Source organism: Hymenobacter glacialis (assembly GCF_001816165.1).
GTDB lineage: Bacteria > Bacteroidota > Bacteroidia > Cytophagales > Hymenobacteraceae > Hymenobacter > Hymenobacter glacialis.
Genome location: NZ_MDZC01000133.1, coordinates 87,510 through 105,845, shown reverse-complemented (window position 1 = coordinate 105,845; position 18,336 = coordinate 87,510). Strand labels below are relative to the sequence as shown.

Below are 18,336 nucleotides of genomic sequence, written 5' to 3'. Positions count from 1 at the left end.
AGGGCGTTCCAAGGCAAGAAAGGCTGTCAGATTGACAGCGGGGAGGGCACGGGTTGCGCGTGACTAGTGGCTGCGGCTATACAGGGAGCGCGGCTCAGCCACGCCGTCTGAGGCACCAATACCCAAGCCATGCACTGCCTCCCACTCCATGAGCAGGGCCGGCAGGCGGCTTGAGTAGTCGCATATCCAATGCATGCCCGGCACGGCGGACGAGAAAAATTGGATATCAAACTTGATAAACGGCCGCGACATGGCAATGAGCGAGTCCAGGGCCAACTGATTGTGCACGCGCCGTCGGCTGATGGCCAGCACCACACGCTCGAGCGGCAGCTTCGTGAGCGGCGGCATCCAGTTCACCCCCAGCCACACCTGGTCATACACCGATATATCGGAAAAGGTGTTCATATCCAGCAGCATGTGGCGCACGCCCAGCTCGCGAGCCAGTATCAGCAGCTGCTCGGCACTGCTGCGAAAGGTGCGCATGTCCTGACCCGACGCCCACTCTACACGCAGCAAGCCCAAGGCTTGGTCGTGTTGCAGCGAAAGGTCAGGAATGGTGGTTATAATCACAAAAAAGTTGAGCGCGGCTGCTTTGGGCAAGTTATTATACGGGTTACGACAAAATCCAATCCATTGGATTGCGATGAACGGCAAAAGTTTAACGAAGTATTGCCGGAGCCGTCGTTTGTTTTATCCCATATTTGCATTTGTGTCCGCCTTGCGCTCTCATATCGCTCTGTTACTGCTGCTCTGTCTCACGCGGACGCTGCTGCCCGAGGCCTGGATTTTGGCGCTGCACGCGCATGCGCACACCACAGTAGAGCCGGCGCACGCCCCAGCTGCTGCCCACAAAGGCAAGTCCCTGGTAAGCGCCGAACACAAGCACTGCCAGGTAGAGCATTTCTACAATGCTTCGTTTCAGGCGGCTGTGCCGGTACGCGTACCCATGCCCCGCGTGTGGCCCGGCTATGCCGCGCAGGAAGCCCCCTTGGCGGTGCGCCCTCCGGCCGGCCTGCTCGCACGGGCCTGCGCGCTACGCGGGCCGCCCAGCCGCGCCTAGTTCCGGCATTCTCAATTTTTCCTGATTTAAACCGCCCCTCCCGCGGCCGTGTCCTTCTGCGGGCCTGCGGCTTGGGCGGCGGCGTAGCTTTTTTCCATGCAATCCATTATATATCGGTTTTCCCTCTCGTTCGGTCTGGCGTTCTTGCCTTTGGTGCTAGTGGCCCAATCGGCCCCAATCAGTAACCCCCGCCTGCGGCCGCGGCCCCGCCTTTCACGGGCCGCATCATCGACGCCGCGTCCGGCGAAGGCCTGCCCGGGGCCAATGTTGTTTTTGTTGATTTAAAAAGAGGCACCGCTACCGACGCCGACGGCGGCTTTCGCTTCACGAACCTGCCTCGGGGGCGCTTTACGGTGCAAGTCCGCTCGTTGGGATACAACACCGTGACGCAGCTCGTAGACACGGGCAGCGACCAGCCGCTGGAGGTGCGGCTGGAGGCGGCGGCTACCGAAATTGGGCAGGTGGTGGTAACCGGCGTGTCGCAGGCCACGGAGCTGCGCCGCTCGCCCGTGCCCACTACCGTGGTCGACCACACGCGGCTAAACCAAACGGCGGCCTCGAACCTGATTGATGCCATTGCCCATACGCCGGGCGTGACGCAGATTACAACCGGCGCAGCCATCAGCAAACCGGTGGTGCGCGGCCTGGGCTTCAACCGGGTGATTACCCTGAACAACGGCGCCAAGCAGGAAGGCCAGCAGTGGGGCGACGAGCACGGCATTGAAATCGACGAATTCAGCGTGGACCGGGCCGAGATTATCAAGGGGCCGGGCTCGCTGCTCTACGGCTCCGATGCCATGGCCGGCGTTATCAACTTCGTGGCGCCCGACCCCGTGGACGAGGGCCGCATTACGGGCGTGGCCACGGCCAGCTACCAAACCAACAACAGCCAGCAGGGCTACTCATTTCAGAACGCCGGCAACCTCAATGGGTTTAACTGGCTGGCGCGCGGCACCCGCAAAGTGGCCGGCGCCTACCAAAACCGCTACGACGGCCGCGTGTACAACTCGGGCTTTAATGAATGGGATGCCAACGGCTACGTGGGCGTGAACAAAAGTTGGGGGTACTCGCACCTCACTTTCAGCAGCTTCAACCAGCGGGTAGGGCTGACCGAAGGCGCGCGGGACTCCGCGACCGGCATTTTTTTGAAAGACATTGCCGATGGCCCCAACACCCGGGCCGTGCTCGTGAACGACCAGGAGTTGCGCAGCTACGCGCTGGACGTGCCCCAACAACAAATCAACCACCTGCGGGTGGGATTGGATAACAACCTGATTCTGGGCGACAACGGGGCCCGCCTCACGCTGCAGGGCAGCTACCAGCAGAACCTGCGCCGCGAGTACGGCAATGCCCTGGACCCGGCCGAAACGTCGCTTTACTTCCAGCTGCGCACCCTGGACTACTCGCTGCGCTACTTTCTGCCGGAGCGCAACGGCTGGCACCTGACCCTGGGCGGCAGCGGCCTGCACCAGCAAAACCGCAACCTGGGCGTGGAATTCTTGATTCCGGCGTACCGCATAAACGAAGGCGGGGCGTTTGCGGTGGCCAAAAAGACCATTGGGGCGCTCGACCTCAGCGGGGGCCTGCGCTACGACCTGCGGCGCATTACGGCCGATGCCCTGTACCTGGACGCCGACGAGCGGCCCACGGCAAGCACCACCCCGGACGCCGAAACCAAGTTTGCGGGCTTCGCCAGCACCTTCCGCAACTACAGCGGGAGCGTGGGCGCGGCGTACAGCCTGAACGAGACGCTGACCGTGAAGGGCAACCTGGCGCGCGGCTTCCGCGCGCCCAACATTGCCGAGCTGGGCTCCAACGGCATTCACGAGGGCACCATCCGCTACGAAATCGGGCAATCGAACTTAAAGGCCGAAACCAGCCTGCAGGCCGATGCCGGCGTGAGCTACGTGAGCGACCACGTGCGCTTCAGCGTGGATGCATTCACTAATACCATTGACAACTACATTTTTACGCGCCGCCTGCTCACGCCCGCCGGGACCGACTCGCTGAGTGCCGAGGGCGATGGGGTGTTTCGCTTCGAGCAGGGCCGGGCCCGCCTGCTGGGCGGCGAGGTGAGCCTCGACTTCCACCCCCACCCGCTCGACTGGCTGCACTTTGAAAACTCCTTTTCCATGGTGCGGGCCCAGCAGCTCAACCGGCCCGAGGCCGAGCGCTACCTCCCCTTCATTCCGGCCGACCGCCTACAGTCGGAGCTGCGAGCCAACTTCCGCCGCCAGGGCAAGCGCCTCACCAACCCCTACGCCCGCGTGCAGTTGGAACACAACTTTGCCCAAAACCGGTTTTTCTCGGCTTTCGATACCGAAACGGCCACGCCGGGCTACACCCTCATTCACGCGGGCCTGGGCACGGACCTGGCCAATGCGGCGGGAAAAACCCTGTGCTCGCTGTTCATCACGGCCAACAACCTGTTCGATGTGGGTTACCAGAGCCACCTCAGCCGCCTGAAATACGCCGATTTCAACAACGCCAACGGGCGCCGCGGCGTGTTTAACCAGGGGCGCAATGTGAGCGTGCGGCTGGTGGTGCCGCTGTCGTTCAAGTAACAGGCGGGCATGTCCATTGGGGCGTGTTTAGCCGGCTGGCTCCGCTTTGCGTAACGGTTCCTTATGTCCGCTTCCTACCAGCCCGACGTATTGGGCCCCGATTTTGAGCAGCGCGTGCTGCCCCAGCCCGACGATTACGAGGGTGAGGTGCAGTGCACGCTGGTGCGGCTGCGGCCTAAGGGCCCGGCTGCCCGGGCGGTGCTGTACGTTCACGGCTTCAACGACTATTTCTTTCAGCGGGAAATGGCCCACCGCTACCAGCAGCAGGGCTACCAGTTCTACGCCCTCGACCTGCGCAAGTACGGCCGCTCGTGGCTGCCCCACCAGCGCCCCAACAACGTGCGCGACCTGCGCGAATACTACGCCGACCTGGACGCGGCGCTGGCCGTGGTGCAGGCCGAGGGCTACGCCACGGCGGTGCTGTGCGCCCACTCCACCGGGGGCCTCGTGGCGGCTCTCTATGCGCACGAGGGCATCCAGCGGGCTGTAGTATCGGCGCTGGTGCTCAACAGTCCGTTTCTGGCCATGAACCAGCCCTGGCTGAAAAAACAGGTAGCTATTCCGCTGGCAGCGGCCCTGGGCCGGTTCCTACCCAACATCAGCCCGCCCAGCGACCTGCCCCCGGAATACGGCCTGAGCCTGCACCAGAACTACCAGGGCGAGTGGGACTACCGCCTGCTCTGGAAGCCGCTGGTGCCGTTCCCGGTGTCTCTCGGATGGCTGCGGGCCATTGGCGCCGGCCACCGGCGCGTTCGGCGCGGCTTGGCCATTGCGCAGCCCGTGCTGGTGCTGCATTCCGACCGCACGGTGCGGACCAGCGGCTGGAGCGACGACTATTTTCGGGCCGACGGCGTGCTCGACGTGCTCGACATTCAGGCGCTGGCGCCGCGGCTGGGCACCCGCGTGACGGTGCAAGCCATTGCCGGCGGCATGCACGACCTGGTGCTGTCATCGGAGCCCGTGCGGGAGCAGGTGTACCGGGAAATATTTACCTGGCTGGCCACGCTGGGGCAGTAGCGCAGGCCCGCAGCGGGGCAGGCCCGCAGCAGCTAAAGTGCCTGGCGGCGAGCAGTCCTGTTAAAGTAAGCACAACGTTCTTCCGGCTGGTATTACATTTCGCCATGCAAGCCTCTCAACCCGCCAAAAGCTCCCTTTTCTCCGCTGCCGTCATTGTGGCGGCCCTTGGTTACTTCGTCGACATTTACGACCTGATTCTCTTCAGCATTGTGCGGGTAGAGAGCCTGAAGGACCTGGGCATTACGGCCCCAGCCGAGGTCACCAACCAGGGCCTGTTCCTGATTAACATGCAGATGGGTGGCATGCTGCTCGGTGGCATTCTGTGGGGCGTGTTGGGCGACAAGAAGGGCCGGCTGTCGGTGCTGTTCGGGTCTATTCTGATGTATTCGCTGGCCAACCTGGCCAACGGCTTCGTGCAGACCGTGGAGCAATACGCCTGGCTGCGGCTCATTGCCGGCATTGGCCTGGCCGGGGAGCTAGGCGCGGGCATCACGCTGGTAAGCGAAAGCCTGCCCAAGGAAAAGCGCGGCTATGGCACCATGATAGTGGCCACCGTGGGCGTGAGCGGGGCCATGCTGGGCTACTGGGTGGGCCAGCAGCTGGGCTGGCGCAACGCCTACTTTGTGGGCGGCGGGCTGGGCCTGGCGCTGCTGCTGCTGCGCGTGAGCGTGTTCGAGTCGGGCATGTTCCAGCAGGTGCAGGCCCAGACAGCCGTGGTGCGCGGCAACTTCCTGAGCTTGTTCACTAACCCGGCGCGGCTGGGCAAGTACCTGCGCATCCTGCTCATTGGCGTGCCGCTGTGGTTTGTGGTGGGCATACTGGTCACGCTGGCGCCGGAATTTGGCCGGGCGCTGGGCCTGCAGGGCGAAGTCACGGCCGGGCTGGCGGTGTTCTGGTGCTACTTCGGGCTGGTATTTGGCGACTTCATGAGCGGGGCGCTCAGCCAACTGTGGCACAGCCGCAACAAGGCCCTCAAGGTGTTTCTGGTGTTTTGTGCGGTACTGGTGGGCGTCTATTTGTTCGGCATCAAAGGCGCTTCCACCACTACTTTTTATGCCGTGTGCTTTGTGCTGGGCATGTCGGTGGGGTTCTGGGCGTTGTTTGTGACGGTGGCCGCCGAGCAGTTTGGCACCAACCTGCGGGCCACGGTGGCCACCACGGCGCCCAACTTTGCCCGCGGTGCGGTGGTGGGCCTGGTACCGGCCTTCAAATACCTGAGCGGCGAGCTGGGCTTTCTCATGGGCGCGGCCGTGCTGGGGGGCATCACCCTGGTCCTGGCCTTCTGGGCCGTGAGCACGCTACCCGAGAGCTACGGCAAAGACCTGGATTACGTGGAGTAATTGGTTGATAGTTTGGTTGTCAGGTATCAGGTGGAAGCAGGGCTGGCGCGCGTCTGCTACGCGTTGCTCACTGGTTTCGAGCCTGCGGCTCGGGCATGCGGTGTCTGTGCACTTACCACGCCTTGTTCATTGGCGAGCCACAGGCTCAGAGCAAGTCGGCAACGCGTCGCAGACGCGCGCCAGCCCAACAAACCGATAACTCAAACAGCCACTCGCATTTCCAGCATGTGGCCTGCAAAGCCCGCCTTTTCGTAGGCCCGGATGGCCGGCTGGTTATGGGCATATACCTCCAAGCGCAGCTCGGTTAGGCCCCGGGCTGCTGCCCATTGCTTGCAGGCGGCCAGCAGCAGGCCGTTGATGCCCTCCCCGCGGTGGCCCGGCTCCACGTACATGAATCCCAGATAGCCGTACTGCTGGTGCAGGTGGTAGCTTTTGGCGGCCTGAATGCGGACGTAGCCAGAGCCGACCAGTTGTTGCTGGCTCTCGGCGACCAGCACCACGGCCTGGGGGCTGGCCAGAAGGGCCGGCAAGTCGTAATACTGGATGGGGTCGGGCCGCAGCGTGGGGTCAAAGGGCCGTTCGGCTGTAATTACGCCCTGTTCAAAGCGTAGAAGCGTCTCCAAATCGGCGGGGGTTGCTACCCGGATAGCTATTTCTTTCATGCAACTTCAGGTGGTGTTCTGGTGAATAGGGGCAGTTCCCGGGCGGACTGTCTGCCCCGCGGAAGTTACTCCAAATGCCAACTTCCCGTTGCGGCCTGCGTTTCAAGGCAATACCAACGGTTCGTTGATTCTCAAACCCTCCCATGAAAAATCTATTTTTCGGCGCCGCCCTCCTGGCCGCCCTCGCCGTTGCCGGCACGGCCACGGCCCAAATCACACCCGCCACTACCCCTGTAGACCCCACTGCCGTGCCCCTCACGCCGGAGCAGCAACGCATGCGCGCCGACGAGGCCAAAGCCGCCTACGAGGCCCAGAAGCAGCAGACCAACTCCAGCGACCAAGCCGTGCGCAACAGCAAAAACCAGCTTAAGGAGCAGGAAAACGCTCAGAAAGACTTAAAAAAACAGCTTAAAGACCAGCGCGAGCAGGCCAAGGCCCAAAAAGCACAACTCAAAGAGCAGCGCAAAACAGCCAGCGAGGCCAAAAAGCAGGAGCGCCTTGCCCGCGACCAGGCCAAAGCCGAAAAGAAGCGCGCCCGAGAGTTCGAAAAGGCCAGCAAATAGTCGCAGCCCATACCCAAGGAAAAGCTCCGGCTTCGGCTGGAGTTTTTTTGTGCCTCCTTCCAGCGCCCTGCGCTACTTTCGTTCATTCGCCGTCGTTCACCGCCCATGTCCAGCCCCACCAAAAACACCGTTCAACTTTATCCGTGGCACCATTTTGTGCTGCTGCCGCTGGCCCTCATCATGGCTGGCTACGCCATCAAGCACTACGCCGACGTGGCCGGCGACAATGATGAAATTGCCCGGTTGTGGTTCACAGTAGCAGCCCTGGGCGTCATTGGCTTGGGCGTGTTGCTCATGCTGCGCCAGCACTACGCCTTGCAGCTGCAAGACCGGATTTGCCGCCTTGAAGTACGGCAGCGGTACTTTGAAGTGAGCGGCCAGCGTTTTGCCCAACTCGAAACGCAGCTCAGCCTTGCCCAGATTCTGAGCCTACGCTTGGCCGGCGACGACGAGCTGCCCGCCCTGGCCCAGGCCGCCGCCGCTCAAAAACTGTCACCCAAAGACATCCAGGCCCGTATCACCAATTTCCAGTTCGACTCAATGCGCGTTTGATTAAGTGGGTTAAGGAGCAATTGGGTGACTGTTTTTCGTTCACTCTATTAGCTTCATTCGCCCGTCATCCCCATTCGCTCCTTTCCCCATTGACTTTATGATTCTTTACAACGTAACCAGTAGCATTGAGCCCGCCGTGGCCGACAAGTGGCTGGACTACATGCGCTCCACTCACATGCCGGAGGTGATGGAAACCGGTTTTTTCATCAAAAGCCAGCTTTGCCGCCTGCTCGATGAAGAAGAAGGCGGCATCACCTACGCGGCCCAGTACTACTGCCTCAGCGTGGAGCAGCTGGACGAGTACCAGCGCCTGTGCGCCCCCGCGCTGCGCGCCGATATGGAGGCCCATTTTGCCGGCCAGTACGTCTCGTTCCGCACGGTGCTGGAGGTGGTAGAATAAGTCCGTTCCCGCCACGTGTCAGGGCACGAAAATGGTCGTGGTGCTGTTTAAAAAGCACCTTATGAAAAATCTTATCTTTTTCGGCGACAGCCTTACCGCGGGCTACGGCCTGCCGGCTGCCGCCAGTTTTCCCTCCCTTATTCAACGGCGGCTCGACGAACAGCAGCTGCCCTTTAAAGCCTACAACTACGGGGTGAGCGGCGAAACCAGCGCCGGCGGGCGGCAACGCCTGGCCTCGGTGCTGGCCCGGCACCCGGTGGAGACGTTCGTACTCGCCCTGGGGGCCAACGACGGCATCCGGGGCATTGCGGTGCGCGAAACCACCCACAACCTGCAGTTCATCATTGACGCCGTGCGGCGGCAGCACCCGGAATCCCAGCTGGTGCTGGCCGGCCTGGAATTCCCCTTCGACTTGGGCCCGCTGGGTGGCCACCGCTTGGCCCACTACGCCACCGAGTTCAAGGCTCTGTTCCGGACTCTAGCCGACAAGAACAGCCTGCCCTTCGTGCCTTTTCTGCTGCAGGGCGTGCTGGGCCGCCGCGAGCTGAACCTGGCCGACGGCGTGCACCCCAACGCGGCAGGCCAGAAAATACTGGCCGAAAACGTGTGGCAAATTCTTGGCCCGCTACTCGCAGGAACGCGCCAGGGCGTCTTTCTACCCGAATAGGTTTCCCTGCACTGGCTGGGGAATAACGAAGGGCGGCGGCACGGCAATACCCGTCAGGGCGCGCATCTTATCCAGAAAATATGTGGCGAACACGGGGGCGTGGCGCACGTCTTTCTGGTGGATGAAAAAGTAAATCTCATGCACGCCCTGGGCTACCCAGGCGGCCAGGCGCTCGGCCCAGGCATCGGCGCGCTGGTAGTCGGTGCTGTGCAGGCCGTGGCCGTTGAAGCGGATGAAGGCCACCGGCGTGGTCAGGCGCATGGGCAGCACATCGCGCCGGCCGGCCACGTCGGTTATCACCAGGGTTTTGTTCAGGGCTTCGAAGGTGGCGTACACGGCATCGGCCAGGCCCTGGTCGGCAAACCAGCGGGGGTGCCGCAGCTCCACGGCCAGTGGCACGGCTTCCGGAAAGTCGAGCAGGAAGCGCTCCAGGCGCGGCAGGTGCTCGGGCCCAAAGTGCGGCGGCAGCTGCAGGAAAGCCCAGCCCAGGTTCTCGCCCAGGCTCTCAAAGGCCCGGGCCGTGGACACCACCAGGTCGTCGGCCTGAAACAGTTCCCGCTCGTGGCTGATGCTGCGCGGCAGCTTGGGGCAAAACTTGAAGTCCGGCCCCACGGCCGCCTTCCAGCGCCGCACGGTGCCGGCATCGGGAATGCGGTAGTGCGTGGTGTTCAGCTCAATGCTGTTGAACTGCTGGGCGTAGTAGTGCAGGTAGTCGGGTTCTTTGATGCCCGCCGGAAAGTAGGTACCCAGCCACTCCTTGTTGGTCCAGATGGGGCAGCCCACGTGCAGGCCGGCCGGTGTGGGCTGCGTGGCCCGCGCCCGGGCCAGCACCCGGGCGGTTTCGGGGTGGTCGGTCGGGAGGCGAAAGTCAACGTAGCGCAGGTCGGGCAGGCGGCCAAAATCCATGGTGCAAAGGTAGCCGTCCGCGCCGCCAGCGGCCGGTTTTGCAAACAATGCGTTGGGGCAAAAAGCCTCATCCCCGCCGCCCATCTCGGCCAGCCCGCGCCGCCCGCCACCGGCCTGGCAACGGATAAGGTTTTGGCTTAAGTCATTACAAAAAAAACCGGACACACGCAACCCGGTTTCAGAAGGAGTTGGCGGGCCGATGACAAAATTTTGTATGCGTCGCATAATCTAATTTTTGCACCTGTGCAATGAATTGGTCCTGGTTCGGCAAAATATAGTTTAGCGCTACCGTACGGCTGCTTTCTTTACTAGTAAAGGAATAAATTAAATGCAAGTTTTATTAGAAAAGGTCAATTTTTAACCCAAAACCATTAGTAGTTGCTCTGCAAAACTTAGCAATGCCGGTACGGGGGGCTCTATGTTTGTCCCGCTCACCATCTGCAAAACGCGTGTTTTTATTTCGTTCCTTTAAGGTACCCTTCCTCTCCAGCATACTTTTATACCTGACTTTGCTGAGCGCCCCGGCGTACGCCTCCACCCCCGGCACCACCAAAGCAGCATCGACCCCCACTCCCACCAGCAGCGCCACCACGGTATTGCGCGGACGGGCCTCCTGGTACGGCATCTACTTTCAGGGACGCAAAACCACCAGCGGCGAGCGGTTCAACCGCTTCAAGTACACGTGCGCGCACAAAACCCTGCCCTTTGGTACCCGCCTGCGGGTTTCGAACGTGAAAAACGGCAAGTCGGTGGTCGTGCGCGTCACGGACCGCGGCCCCTTCCGCCACGAGCGGATTATTGACCTTTCGGAAATTGCCGCCCGCCCCCTGGGCATCACCGAATGCGGCGCCGCCACGGTGGTAGCCGAAGTAGTGAAAGCCAATACGCCCCTGGGCCCTGCCACCACTCCCGACAACCTGGCCGAGCTGTTTGCCGCCGACCCCAACCCCGATGCGGCCTACACCACTTACTCGGTGCCCAACGACGACGCCCCGGAGCCCAACGCCGCCACCCCTGTGGCCCCCACCGAAAAGCCTGCCCTGATTGCCGCCGCCACCGTGAGCAAGACGGTCGTAATGACGGCCACCGAATCGGTGAACTGCCCCTCGGGCTTCCTCATCCAGGCTGGTTCTTTTGGCGATGTGGCCAACGCCCGCCAGATGCAGGCACGCATCAAGTCGCTGCTGCCCGACGTGAAAGTGGAATTGTCGCAGGACCTGCTTGACGGCCGCCAGCGCAGCCGCGTGTTCGTGGGCAACTTTGGCGAGCGGCCTGAGGCTGAAGCCGTGCGCCAGCAACTCCGCGTGTGGGGCATTGGCGGGCTGGTGCGCGAAGTAGCCTTGCGCTGACCCGCGCCGCCCGGCACCACTCCTACTATAAGGCATCCAAAACAAACAACCCCACCGCGCGCTGCCTGGTGGGGTTGTTTTGGGTAAGAGAGGGACGAGAAACCCCGGCAGGGTTCTACATTTAGGGCATTCGGGCCGTGGCGGCCCGCCCCTGAGCGTATGATTTCCTGGATTAAAGCCCTGCTGACGCTCGCCGTGAGCCTCACCCTCGTCTGGACGCTGAACACCAAGCACGGCGACGTGCCGCCGTTTGGCAAGCTGCTGAGCCCGTACCGGGGCTTCTGGCAGAACGGCGAAGCCCCCGGCGCCTTTCCCGCCGAGCAGACCCTGGGCCTGCCCGGCCTGCAGCAACCCGTGACTGTGCGCTACGACGACCGCCGCGTGCCCCACGTATTCGCCCAGAACGACCCGGACCTGTACTTCGCCCAGGGCTACCTCACGGCCCGCGACCGGCTCTGGCAAATGGAGTTCCAGACCCACGTAGCCGCTGGGCGGCTGGCCGAAATAGTGGGCCCGGCGCGGCTGGAAACCGACCGGTTTTTCCGGCGCATGGGCCTGCCCTTTGGTGCTGCCAACTCCCTGAAGGTGATGCTGGCCAACCCCACCACGCGCACCGTGCTGGAGTCGTACTCGGCTGGGGTGAATGCCTACATCAGCCAGCTCACGCCCGCCACGCTGCCGTTTGAATACAAGCTACTCGACTACCAGCCGGAGCCCTGGCAGCCGCTCAAATGCGCCCTGCTGCTCAAATTCATGGCCTGGGACCTGAGCGGGCGCACCGACGACCTGCGCATGAGCAACATTCTGGGCAAGTACGGCCCGGCCGTGACCAAGGACCTGTTTCCGGATTATCCCACACGGGAAGACCCCATTGTACCGGTGGGCACGCCGCTGGATTTTAAGCCCTTGCCCACGCCGGCCGTGCCCAAGTCGTTTGCCGCGGCCCAGGCCGCCAATCAGCTGCGCACCGAACCCGATGCCGAGTTGGGCTCCAACAACTTCGCGGTGAGCGGCGCTAAGTCGGCCTCGGGCTATCCGCTGCTGGCCAACGACCCGCACCTGCAGCTCAACCTGCCCAGTATCTGGTACCAGATTCAGCTCAGTGCGCCGGGCGTGAACGTGTACGGCGTTACCATTCCCGGCGCGCCCACAGTCATTATCGGCTTCAATGAAAACACGGCCTGGGGCGTGACCAACGTAGCGGCCGATGTGCTCGATTTCTACCAGCTGAAGTTCCGCGACAATACCCAGCGCGAATACTGGCACGACGGCCGCTGGAAGCCCGTGCGCCGCGTGGTGGAGCACATCAAGGTGCGCGGCCGCCCCGACCGGCTCGACACCGTGCTTTACACCCACCACGGCCCGGTGGTGTACGACAAGCCCGAGAAGCCCTTTCTGGCCCAGATGCCCATAGCCCACGCCATGCGCTGGACCGCCCACGACGGCGCCAACGAGGTACTGGCGTTCTATGAGCTGAACCGGGCCCGCTCCTACCCCGACTACACGGCCGCCCTGGTGCACTACGGCTCCCCGGCCCAGAACTTTATTTTTGCTGATAACCAGAAGGATATCGCCATCTGGCCCAACGGCCGCTTCCCACTAAAGTGGCGCGACCAGGGCAAGTTTATCCTGGACGGAACCGACCCGGCTCACGACTGGCAGGGCTGGATACCGGCGGCCCACAACCCGCACGTGAAAAACCCGGCGCGGGGCTTTGTGAGCTCCGCCAACCAGTTTTCGGCCGGACCCGACTACCCATACTACTTGCATTGGAACTACGCGAACTACGAGCGCGGCCACCGCATCAACGAGCGGCTCGCGGCCATGAGCCAGGTGACGCCCGACAGCCTGCGCCAGCTCCAAAACGACGTACTCGACCTTAACGCTCAGCTTATACTGCCCAAAATGCTGGCCCTGGTAAGTGGGGCCGCTATCCGGCCGGCCGAAGCCCAGGTACTGGCTGAGCTGCGCCGCTGGCCCTACCTGTATACCGCCGACGCCATCGGCCCCAGCGTATTCAGCCTCTGGTACGCGGACCTGGTAAAGCGCCTGTGGGACGACGACTTCGGCGCCAAAGTCACCGGCCTGGAAATGCGCTACCCGTCCCGCGACCGCACCAATAACCTGATTCTACAGGAGCCCCATTCGCCTTGGATTGACGACCGCCGCACGCCCGCCAAGGAGACGCTGCCGCAGCTGGCGCTGCAAAGCCTGCGTTTCGCCACCGACTCACTCACCCGCAAGTTTGGGGCCCTGGGCCCTAAGTGGCGCTGGGCCAACCAGAAAAGCACCGATATTCTGCACCTGCTCCAACTTCCCGGCTTCGGGCAGCTGGACGTGGACTGCGGGGGCGGCGCGGGCATCGTGAACGCCACCTCCGAGCGCAACGGGCCCTCCTGGCGCATGGTGGTGGCCCTGGGCCCCCAGGTGCGCGCCTACGGCGTGTATCCCGGCGGACAGAGCGGCAACCCCGGTTCGCCGTTCTACAACAATATGCTGGAAACCTGGCGCGTGGGCCAGCTCGATGAGCTGGTGTTCCTGCGCTCGGCTACCGAAGCCAATCCACGGGCAACCACGGCCTGGAAGCAGCAGGGCAAGTAGCTCCGCAGTAGCAAATTCCGTCCGCTCGATTGCATAATATTGGTAATTTTATTATATATTCATATTACGAAATTTTGATAGCGCCGCAGTCGGCGGACAGCCTGTCGTCTCCCATCGCCATTATTACTACCTCACCCAGTATTATGAATATGCAACTCCTTTATGGTACCGCCATTCGCACACGTCTGGGTAGTTCCTATGCGCTGCCAGCTTTTGTGCCATCACGGTTCATCCATGCTGTGAAGCCTTTGGCACACACGTTTTGGCCGAGCGCTGGCACGAACCCTGGCCCCTTGCCGGCCTGTGGGCCGTGTGCAAGGTAAAATGGGAACACGCAGACAGATTCGAAATAAAATCCGGTGAATCAGCAGAAGAAACACGGTGCCATACCGCTTCTGGTGCCTGCGTAACAGCTCACTGGAGTGCGCCCACTGCCACCGGGCCCTTAATCCTGACGATGAACCTGGCCGCGCCCGACCCCGAAAACGACTTTGAGGAAGAGCCCGACCCAGACCCCGAAGACGAAAACGAGGCCGATCAAAACCCCAGCTCCATCACCACACGGTCGGTGCCCGACAGCAGCCCACGCGGCGGCGATGGCACCATCAACCCGCCGTTTCCATAAGCACAGCGCCCCTCAGCCCAAACAAGAAAGGCCGCTTCCGGATAGGAAGCGGCCTTTCTTGTTTGGGCTGGTGAGTCCGAAGACTTACTTGTTCCCTTTTTCCTTGCTGGTGGCAAGCTGGCGCTTATCCTCGCTCACATCGTGAGCTTCACCTTCGCTTTCGCTGTTCATCTCGCGGCCAATGAGCACAATGGCCACGGTGGCCAGGGCGGCTACACCCAATACCATCTGAGTAGGAGTGAACCGTTGCGCGGCTTTGCGTAGCAGTACGCCACCGTTTTTCAGCAGGTCGTCCATGTGTTCGTGGTTGCCTTGTACCAGCACATGGTAGGCGCTTTCGAAAGTACGCGCCAGGTCTTCGGGCATGATTTTTTCGAGCTGCTGTTCAATTTTGGAGTCCATAAAAGAGGGTAATGAAAGAAGGAAGGAAAAGGATGCAAGGCCTTAGCCTTGAAAATAGCTGTACGCAAAAGCGTCTTTCCGGGCTGCCTTTTCTCTCACATTAATGCGCAAACCCTGCGGCGCACCTAGCCAGCCGCCCCTTTACCGGGAACAGCTACTGTCGCTTGTGTACTGGTTATGAGCCTTCTTACTCAATCACCACTATCCGCGAGCCGCTGCGCTGGGCCTCGCGCACCTGGCAGTAGTAGGCGCCGGCAGCCAGGCCACTTAGGTCCAGGGGCAGCAGCTGCGCGCCGCGGGGCAGCATGCGGTCCACGGCCCGGCGCACCTCGCGGCCCAGCGTGTCGAGCAGCACCACCTGCACGTGCCCACCGGTGCTTTCGTAGGCTACTGTGGTACGGCCCTCGCGGGCCACGGGGTTGGGGTATACCGTAAAATCGGCCACCTCCGCGGCCTTGGTCGTGGCCAGCAAGGCATTGGGCCGCAGCACCGGCACGTAGGGGAAGCTGCGCCCAAATAGCTGCGCCAGCGTGGCCGGCGCCACCTGAAACCAGTCCTGCAGAATGCTGGTGTAGATGCTGCGGAAGTCGTGCTGCATGGTCACGTTGTCGTTCACGCCCGCGTTGGCGGGCAGCGTGGGGTTGGCCCCGTGTATCATGGGGTTTACCCGGGTGCCGAATACGAGCAGCGGAGCAGCGGCACCGTGGTCGGTGCCGTTGCCGGCATTGGCCCGGATGCGGCGGCCAAATTCCGAGAACGTGAGCCCCACCACCCGGTCCTGGATGGCCAGCCGGCGCAGGTCGTCCTGAAAGGCGTTCACGGCTTCGGAGATGCGGCCCAGCAGCGTGGCGTGCGTGCCGGTGGTGGTGCTGCCCGTAGCGGGCACCTGCAGGGTATGGGTATCGAAGCCGCCCAGGTTGCACACGTAGATGCGGGTGCCCAGGCCCCCGGCCACCAGCTGGGCCACAATCTTGAGCTGGTCGGCCAGCGAATTCTGACCCGCCGCGGGATAGAGCGGCGAAAGGTTCTGGGCGCGACGGGCCGCCTCCTGAATGGCGGTGGTGTAGACCTGCGTCTGGCTTACCACCTGCCGGATAAACGTGAGCTCGTGCCCAGCCGGGGTGTTGGGGGCGGCATCTACCCCACCGCTCAGCAGCTGGTAAAACGACGACGTGCTGGCAATGGCCATGCCCATGTTCACGGCAGGGCCCTGCACGCAGTTGCTCACCACCGAGCCGATGCTGATGGCCAGGGGGTCGGGGCTCTGGGTGTTGGGGTAGCCCGTGGGGAAACCCGGGAATTCGCTGTTGAGGTAGCGGCCCGCCCAGCCCGTGGTCAGGTTCACATTAGAATCCGAGCCTGAGGTCCAGATATCGGTGGCCCGGAAGTGCGAGAAGTTGGGGCTGGGGTAGCCCACGCTCTGCACCACGCCCATCTGGCCGTTCTGGTAGAGGCTGCGCAACGCCGCCATGGCCGGATGTATGCCCGTGGCCGCCGTGAGGGGCAGCACCGCCGACTGCGGCAGGGCCAGGTTGGGCCGCGCCGCCATCAGGGCCGGGTACTGGTCCAGGGGGATAATCATGTTCAGGCCATCATTGCCACCCTGCAGCTGAATGATAACCAGCACCTTATCCGACTGTGTGGCGGCATTGGTGAGGGCGGCCAGCTCGGGCGAGTAGCCGTAGGCCCCCACTGGCAAGCCGCTCAGAAAGGCCGTACCCGCCGTGGCGGCCGCCGTGGTTTGTAGAAATTCGCGACGCTTCATAATTAAGCCGTTAGCTATTCGCCGTTAGCCATTAGCTAGCAGCTTCATTTGACGAATGAATTTTTTCCGAGAGCTACTAGCTGCCAGCCAACAGCTTAAGAAAGGTGGTACTCGGCCAGTCCCATCAGGGCCCGCAGCATGGCCTGCAGCTTGGTGTTCACGGCCGCCCGTTTGGCGGTGTTGTTGGGAGCCGCCAGGTACTCCTGCCACTCCACGGTCCACTCAAAGTCGGGCAGGCCGGGCAGCAGCGTCGATTTCAGGAAACCCAGTTGGTTGGTGGTGAGCGGAATGGGCAGCATTAGCCGCACAAACTCAGCAATGAGCTGGTTGCAGTCCGAAGCCGTGGTGGCCGGAAACGACTGCACCAACGCCACCGGGTCAATCACGATTTTCGCTCCGTTGCGGGTGTAGCCATTGGCAATAAAGAGGTCCGTTATCTGGTTTCGGCGCGGCAGCGTCACGGCGTTTATCCACAGCTCGTGGAACTGCGGGGTTTGGTAGTAGGCCGCCCAGCCCGCCACATTGGGCGGGTCGCCTAGGGTTTGCTGCTGCAGATTCGCCACTCCGTTGAGGTAGCTCCACATGCCGTACTGTGCCACGGTGCTGCTGGCAGGCGGAAACACCAACTGCATCTGCCGGCACAGGCCCACCGAAAAGTCCAGCGGGCTTTTGATGAGGCAGCCCACGTTGGCCTCGTCAAAGAAATGCTCCGAGCTGAAGAGCTTGCGCAGCACCGGCGCCACCTCAAAACTGCTCTGCATCAGCAACGTGGCCAGGGGCTGAATAATATCGGTTTCTACCTGCGCATCAATTACATAGTACACAAACCAGCGGTACAGCTTGCGCACGATAAACCGCGCCGTTTCGGCCTGCTGGAATATCAGGTTGATGAGGTTCTGGTATTCGGTAGCGCCACTGCCCGCTATGGTGGCGTTGCCAAACGCGGCCGAAAACACCTTGGTCGTGTTATCGTGCCGGCTGGCCGTGAAGTAGCTGCCCACCGGCGCACCCTGGTCGCGCCAGCCTGTGAGCACGCGGGCGGCCGCCTGCACATCGGCTTCGGTGTAGTGGGTGTAGTTGCCGGGCCCAATGAGCGGGCCCTTGCCCACCGTGAACAGCTCGAGCAGCTCGCGGCCGTAGTTCTCGTTGGGGTTGCCGGCCGTGCTCTGGTTGCCGTTGAGGTAGCGGAGCATGGCCGGCGTCACGGTCACGTCTTTGGCCAGCTGCCGGAAGTTGCCCAAGGCGTGCTGGCGCAGCAGCCGGGAGTATTCGTAGCCCATGCGGGCGTCGTTGATGTCGTTGAACTCCACCACGAAGTGGTTGTGCCAGAAGAGGGTCATCTTCTCCACCAGCGACACGTCGGGGCCCAGCAGCTGCCCCAGCCACCAGTCGCGCAGCGAAGTGCGCCGCGCGCCTTCCACGTTCTGGTCGAAGGGTTGGGATATCCACGTCTGGCCGATGGGCACGCTGGTGTCGGCAGTGGACACGTTCAGGGGCGGCGCCGGCGCTGGCCGCGCCGTGAGCAGGTCGTCGAGCACTGCGGTGAGCGTGGCGCCGGCTGCCGTCAGGATCTGCGGGCGGGTGGGGCCAAACAGGGTGCGGCGCAGCAGGTGCGCCGCTTGGGCATAGCCCCACGGCCCGGCGTAGGGCGCCAGCGTGCTCGTGGCGCGCGACAGGCCCGTGGGCAGCTTGCGGTTGGCGTAGCGGCTGATGGTTTCGGGGGGGTCCTGTGGCGCCAATACGGCGGGGCCTGCGGCGGCTGGCGCCGCCACGGCCGCCACCGGCGACGTAAGGACGGACGCGTTTCGTTGGAGGAAAAGTCTACGGTTCATATACGCACGCAAAAAAGCCGAAATCGGCTCT

The 18,336-nt window shown here is 62.6% G+C and carries 17 protein-coding genes; 11 read left to right on the top strand and 6 right to left on the bottom strand.

From position 1 onward, the window contains the following. Positions 1-63 precede the first annotated feature (63 nt). A complete protein-coding gene (locus tag BEN48_RS17650; protein WP_125932715.1) occupies positions 64-570 on the bottom strand; it encodes a hypothetical protein in 507 nt (168 codons plus the stop codon). Between the two features lie 148 nt (positions 571-718). On the opposite strand from BEN48_RS17650, the gene BEN48_RS17645 reads away from it, so the two are divergent. The 4 genes from BEN48_RS17645 to BEN48_RS17630 all read left to right on the top strand — a co-directional run bounded on the left by BEN48_RS17645 (position 719) and on the right by BEN48_RS17630 (position 5,981). Then, on the top strand, positions 719-1,060 hold the full coding sequence (locus BEN48_RS17645) for a hypothetical protein (protein ID WP_070736514.1): 342 nt from the start codon (positions 719-721) through the stop codon (positions 1,058-1,060). A 224-nt stretch (positions 1,061-1,284) separates the two neighbouring features. Next, positions 1,285-3,624, top strand: coding sequence for a TonB-dependent receptor (locus BEN48_RS17640; protein ID WP_083321193.1), 2,340 nt, complete (start codon positions 1,285-1,287; stop codon positions 3,622-3,624). Positions 3,625-3,687: 63 nt separating this feature from the next. Continuing rightward, entirely contained in the window at positions 3,688-4,641 is a 954-nt protein-coding gene (locus BEN48_RS17635) for an alpha/beta hydrolase (protein ID WP_070736512.1), read from the top strand. A 104-nt stretch (positions 4,642-4,745) separates the two neighbouring features. Beyond that, entirely contained in the window at positions 4,746-5,981 is a 1,236-nt protein-coding gene (locus tag BEN48_RS17630) for an MFS transporter (RefSeq protein ID WP_070736511.1), read from the top strand. Between the two features lie 200 nt (positions 5,982-6,181). Here the strand turns inward: BEN48_RS17630 and BEN48_RS17625 are convergent, their stop codons facing one another. Beyond that, the gene (locus tag BEN48_RS17625) at positions 6,182-6,643 is read right to left on the bottom strand and encodes a GNAT family N-acetyltransferase (RefSeq protein ID WP_070736510.1); all 462 of its coding nucleotides are present in this window, start codon (positions 6,641-6,643) and stop codon (positions 6,182-6,184) included. 143 nt (positions 6,644-6,786) lie between these two features. Here BEN48_RS17625 and BEN48_RS17620 point away from each other — a divergent pair, with 143 nt between their 5' ends. The 4 genes from BEN48_RS17620 (at position 6,787) to BEN48_RS17605 (ending at position 8,825) form a co-directional block, all read left to right on the top strand. Then, on the top strand, positions 6,787-7,206 hold the full coding sequence (locus BEN48_RS17620) for a hypothetical protein (RefSeq protein ID WP_070736509.1): 420 nt from the start codon (positions 6,787-6,789) through the stop codon (positions 7,204-7,206). Between the two features lie 105 nt (positions 7,207-7,311). After that, complete coding sequence (locus BEN48_RS17615) at positions 7,312-7,758, top strand: DUF6526 family protein (RefSeq protein WP_070736508.1); 447 nt, start codon at positions 7,312-7,314, stop codon at positions 7,756-7,758. Positions 7,759-7,855: 97 nt separating this feature from the next. Beyond that, positions 7,856-8,158, top strand: a complete 303-nt coding sequence (locus BEN48_RS17610) for a DUF4286 family protein (protein WP_070736507.1) — start codon at positions 7,856-7,858, stop codon at positions 8,156-8,158. A gap of 61 nt (positions 8,159-8,219) precedes the next feature. After that, on the top strand, positions 8,220-8,825 hold the full coding sequence (locus tag BEN48_RS17605; protein ID WP_070736568.1) for an arylesterase: 606 nt from the start codon (positions 8,220-8,222) through the stop codon (positions 8,823-8,825). Here the strand turns inward: BEN48_RS17605 and BEN48_RS17600 are convergent. Next, entirely contained in the window at positions 8,814-9,731 is a 918-nt protein-coding gene (locus tag BEN48_RS17600) for a DUF72 domain-containing protein (protein WP_070736567.1), read from the bottom strand. The genes BEN48_RS17605 and BEN48_RS17600 overlap by 12 nt on opposite strands. Positions 9,732-10,240: 509 nt before the next feature. On the opposite strand from BEN48_RS17600, the gene BEN48_RS17595 reads away from it, so the two are divergent. From BEN48_RS17595 to BEN48_RS19225, 3 genes are all read left to right on the top strand, one after another. Further along, a complete protein-coding gene (locus tag BEN48_RS17595) occupies positions 10,241-11,080 on the top strand; it encodes a septal ring lytic transglycosylase RlpA family protein (RefSeq protein WP_070736506.1) in 840 nt (279 codons plus the stop codon). A 159-nt stretch (positions 11,081-11,239) separates the two neighbouring features. Then, the gene (locus BEN48_RS17590; protein ID WP_070736505.1) at positions 11,240-13,681 is read left to right on the top strand and encodes a penicillin acylase family protein; all 2,442 of its coding nucleotides are present in this window, start codon (positions 11,240-11,242) and stop codon (positions 13,679-13,681) included. Between the two features lie 457 nt (positions 13,682-14,138). Beyond that, positions 14,139-14,306: a hypothetical protein gene (locus BEN48_RS19225; protein ID WP_158010238.1), complete on the top strand. Its 168-nt coding sequence runs from the start codon at positions 14,139-14,141 to the stop codon at positions 14,304-14,306. Between the two features lie 84 nt (positions 14,307-14,390). Here BEN48_RS19225 and BEN48_RS17585 read toward each other — a convergent pair whose 3' ends face one another. The 3 genes from BEN48_RS17585 to BEN48_RS17575 form a co-directional block, all read right to left on the bottom strand. Next, the gene (locus BEN48_RS17585; protein ID WP_070736504.1) at positions 14,391-14,708 is read right to left on the bottom strand and encodes a hypothetical protein; all 318 of its coding nucleotides are present in this window, start codon (positions 14,706-14,708) and stop codon (positions 14,391-14,393) included. Positions 14,709-14,895: 187 nt separating this feature from the next. Further along, a complete protein-coding gene (locus BEN48_RS17580) occupies positions 14,896-16,473 on the bottom strand; it encodes a DUF1501 domain-containing protein (RefSeq protein ID WP_070736503.1) in 1,578 nt (525 codons plus the stop codon). A 95-nt stretch (positions 16,474-16,568) separates the two neighbouring features. Further along, positions 16,569-18,305 carry a DUF1800 domain-containing protein gene (locus BEN48_RS17575; RefSeq protein WP_083321190.1) on the bottom strand — a complete coding sequence of 579 codons (1,737 nt, stop codon included), beginning with the start codon at positions 18,303-18,305 and terminating at the stop codon, positions 16,569-16,571. Between the last annotated feature and the right edge of the window lie 31 nt (positions 18,306-18,336).

Coding starts and splice junctions, on each gene's coding strand:
- BEN48_RS17600 (WP_070736567.1), bottom strand. CDS start 9,731: ATGGATTTTGGCCGCCTGCCCGACCTGCGCTACGTTGACTTTCGCCTC.
- BEN48_RS17590 (WP_070736505.1), top strand. CDS start 11,240: ATGATTTCCTGGATTAAAGCCCTGCTGACGCTCGCCGTGAGCCTCACC.
- BEN48_RS17605 (WP_070736568.1), top strand. CDS start 8,220: ATGAAAAATCTTATCTTTTTCGGCGACAGCCTTACCGCGGGCTACGGC.
- BEN48_RS17625 (WP_070736510.1), bottom strand. CDS start 6,643: ATGAAAGAAATAGCTATCCGGGTAGCAACCCCCGCCGATTTGGAGACG.
- BEN48_RS19225 (WP_158010238.1), top strand. CDS start 14,139: ATGAACCTGGCCGCGCCCGACCCCGAAAACGACTTTGAGGAAGAGCCC.
- BEN48_RS17620 (WP_070736509.1), top strand. CDS start 6,787: ATGAAAAATCTATTTTTCGGCGCCGCCCTCCTGGCCGCCCTCGCCGTT.
- BEN48_RS17635 (WP_070736512.1), top strand. CDS start 3,688: ATGTCCGCTTCCTACCAGCCCGACGTATTGGGCCCCGATTTTGAGCAG.
- BEN48_RS17615 (WP_070736508.1), top strand. CDS start 7,312: ATGTCCAGCCCCACCAAAAACACCGTTCAACTTTATCCGTGGCACCAT.
- BEN48_RS17585 (WP_070736504.1), bottom strand. CDS start 14,708: ATGGACTCCAAAATTGAACAGCAGCTCGAAAAAATCATGCCCGAAGAC.
- BEN48_RS17610 (WP_070736507.1), top strand. CDS start 7,856: ATGATTCTTTACAACGTAACCAGTAGCATTGAGCCCGCCGTGGCCGAC.
- BEN48_RS17580 (WP_070736503.1), bottom strand. CDS start 16,473: ATGAAGCGTCGCGAATTTCTACAAACCACGGCGGCCGCCACGGCGGGT.
- BEN48_RS17630 (WP_070736511.1), top strand. CDS start 4,746: ATGCAAGCCTCTCAACCCGCCAAAAGCTCCCTTTTCTCCGCTGCCGTC.
- BEN48_RS17575 (WP_083321190.1), bottom strand. CDS start 18,305: ATGAACCGTAGACTTTTCCTCCAACGAAACGCGTCCGTCCTTACGTCG.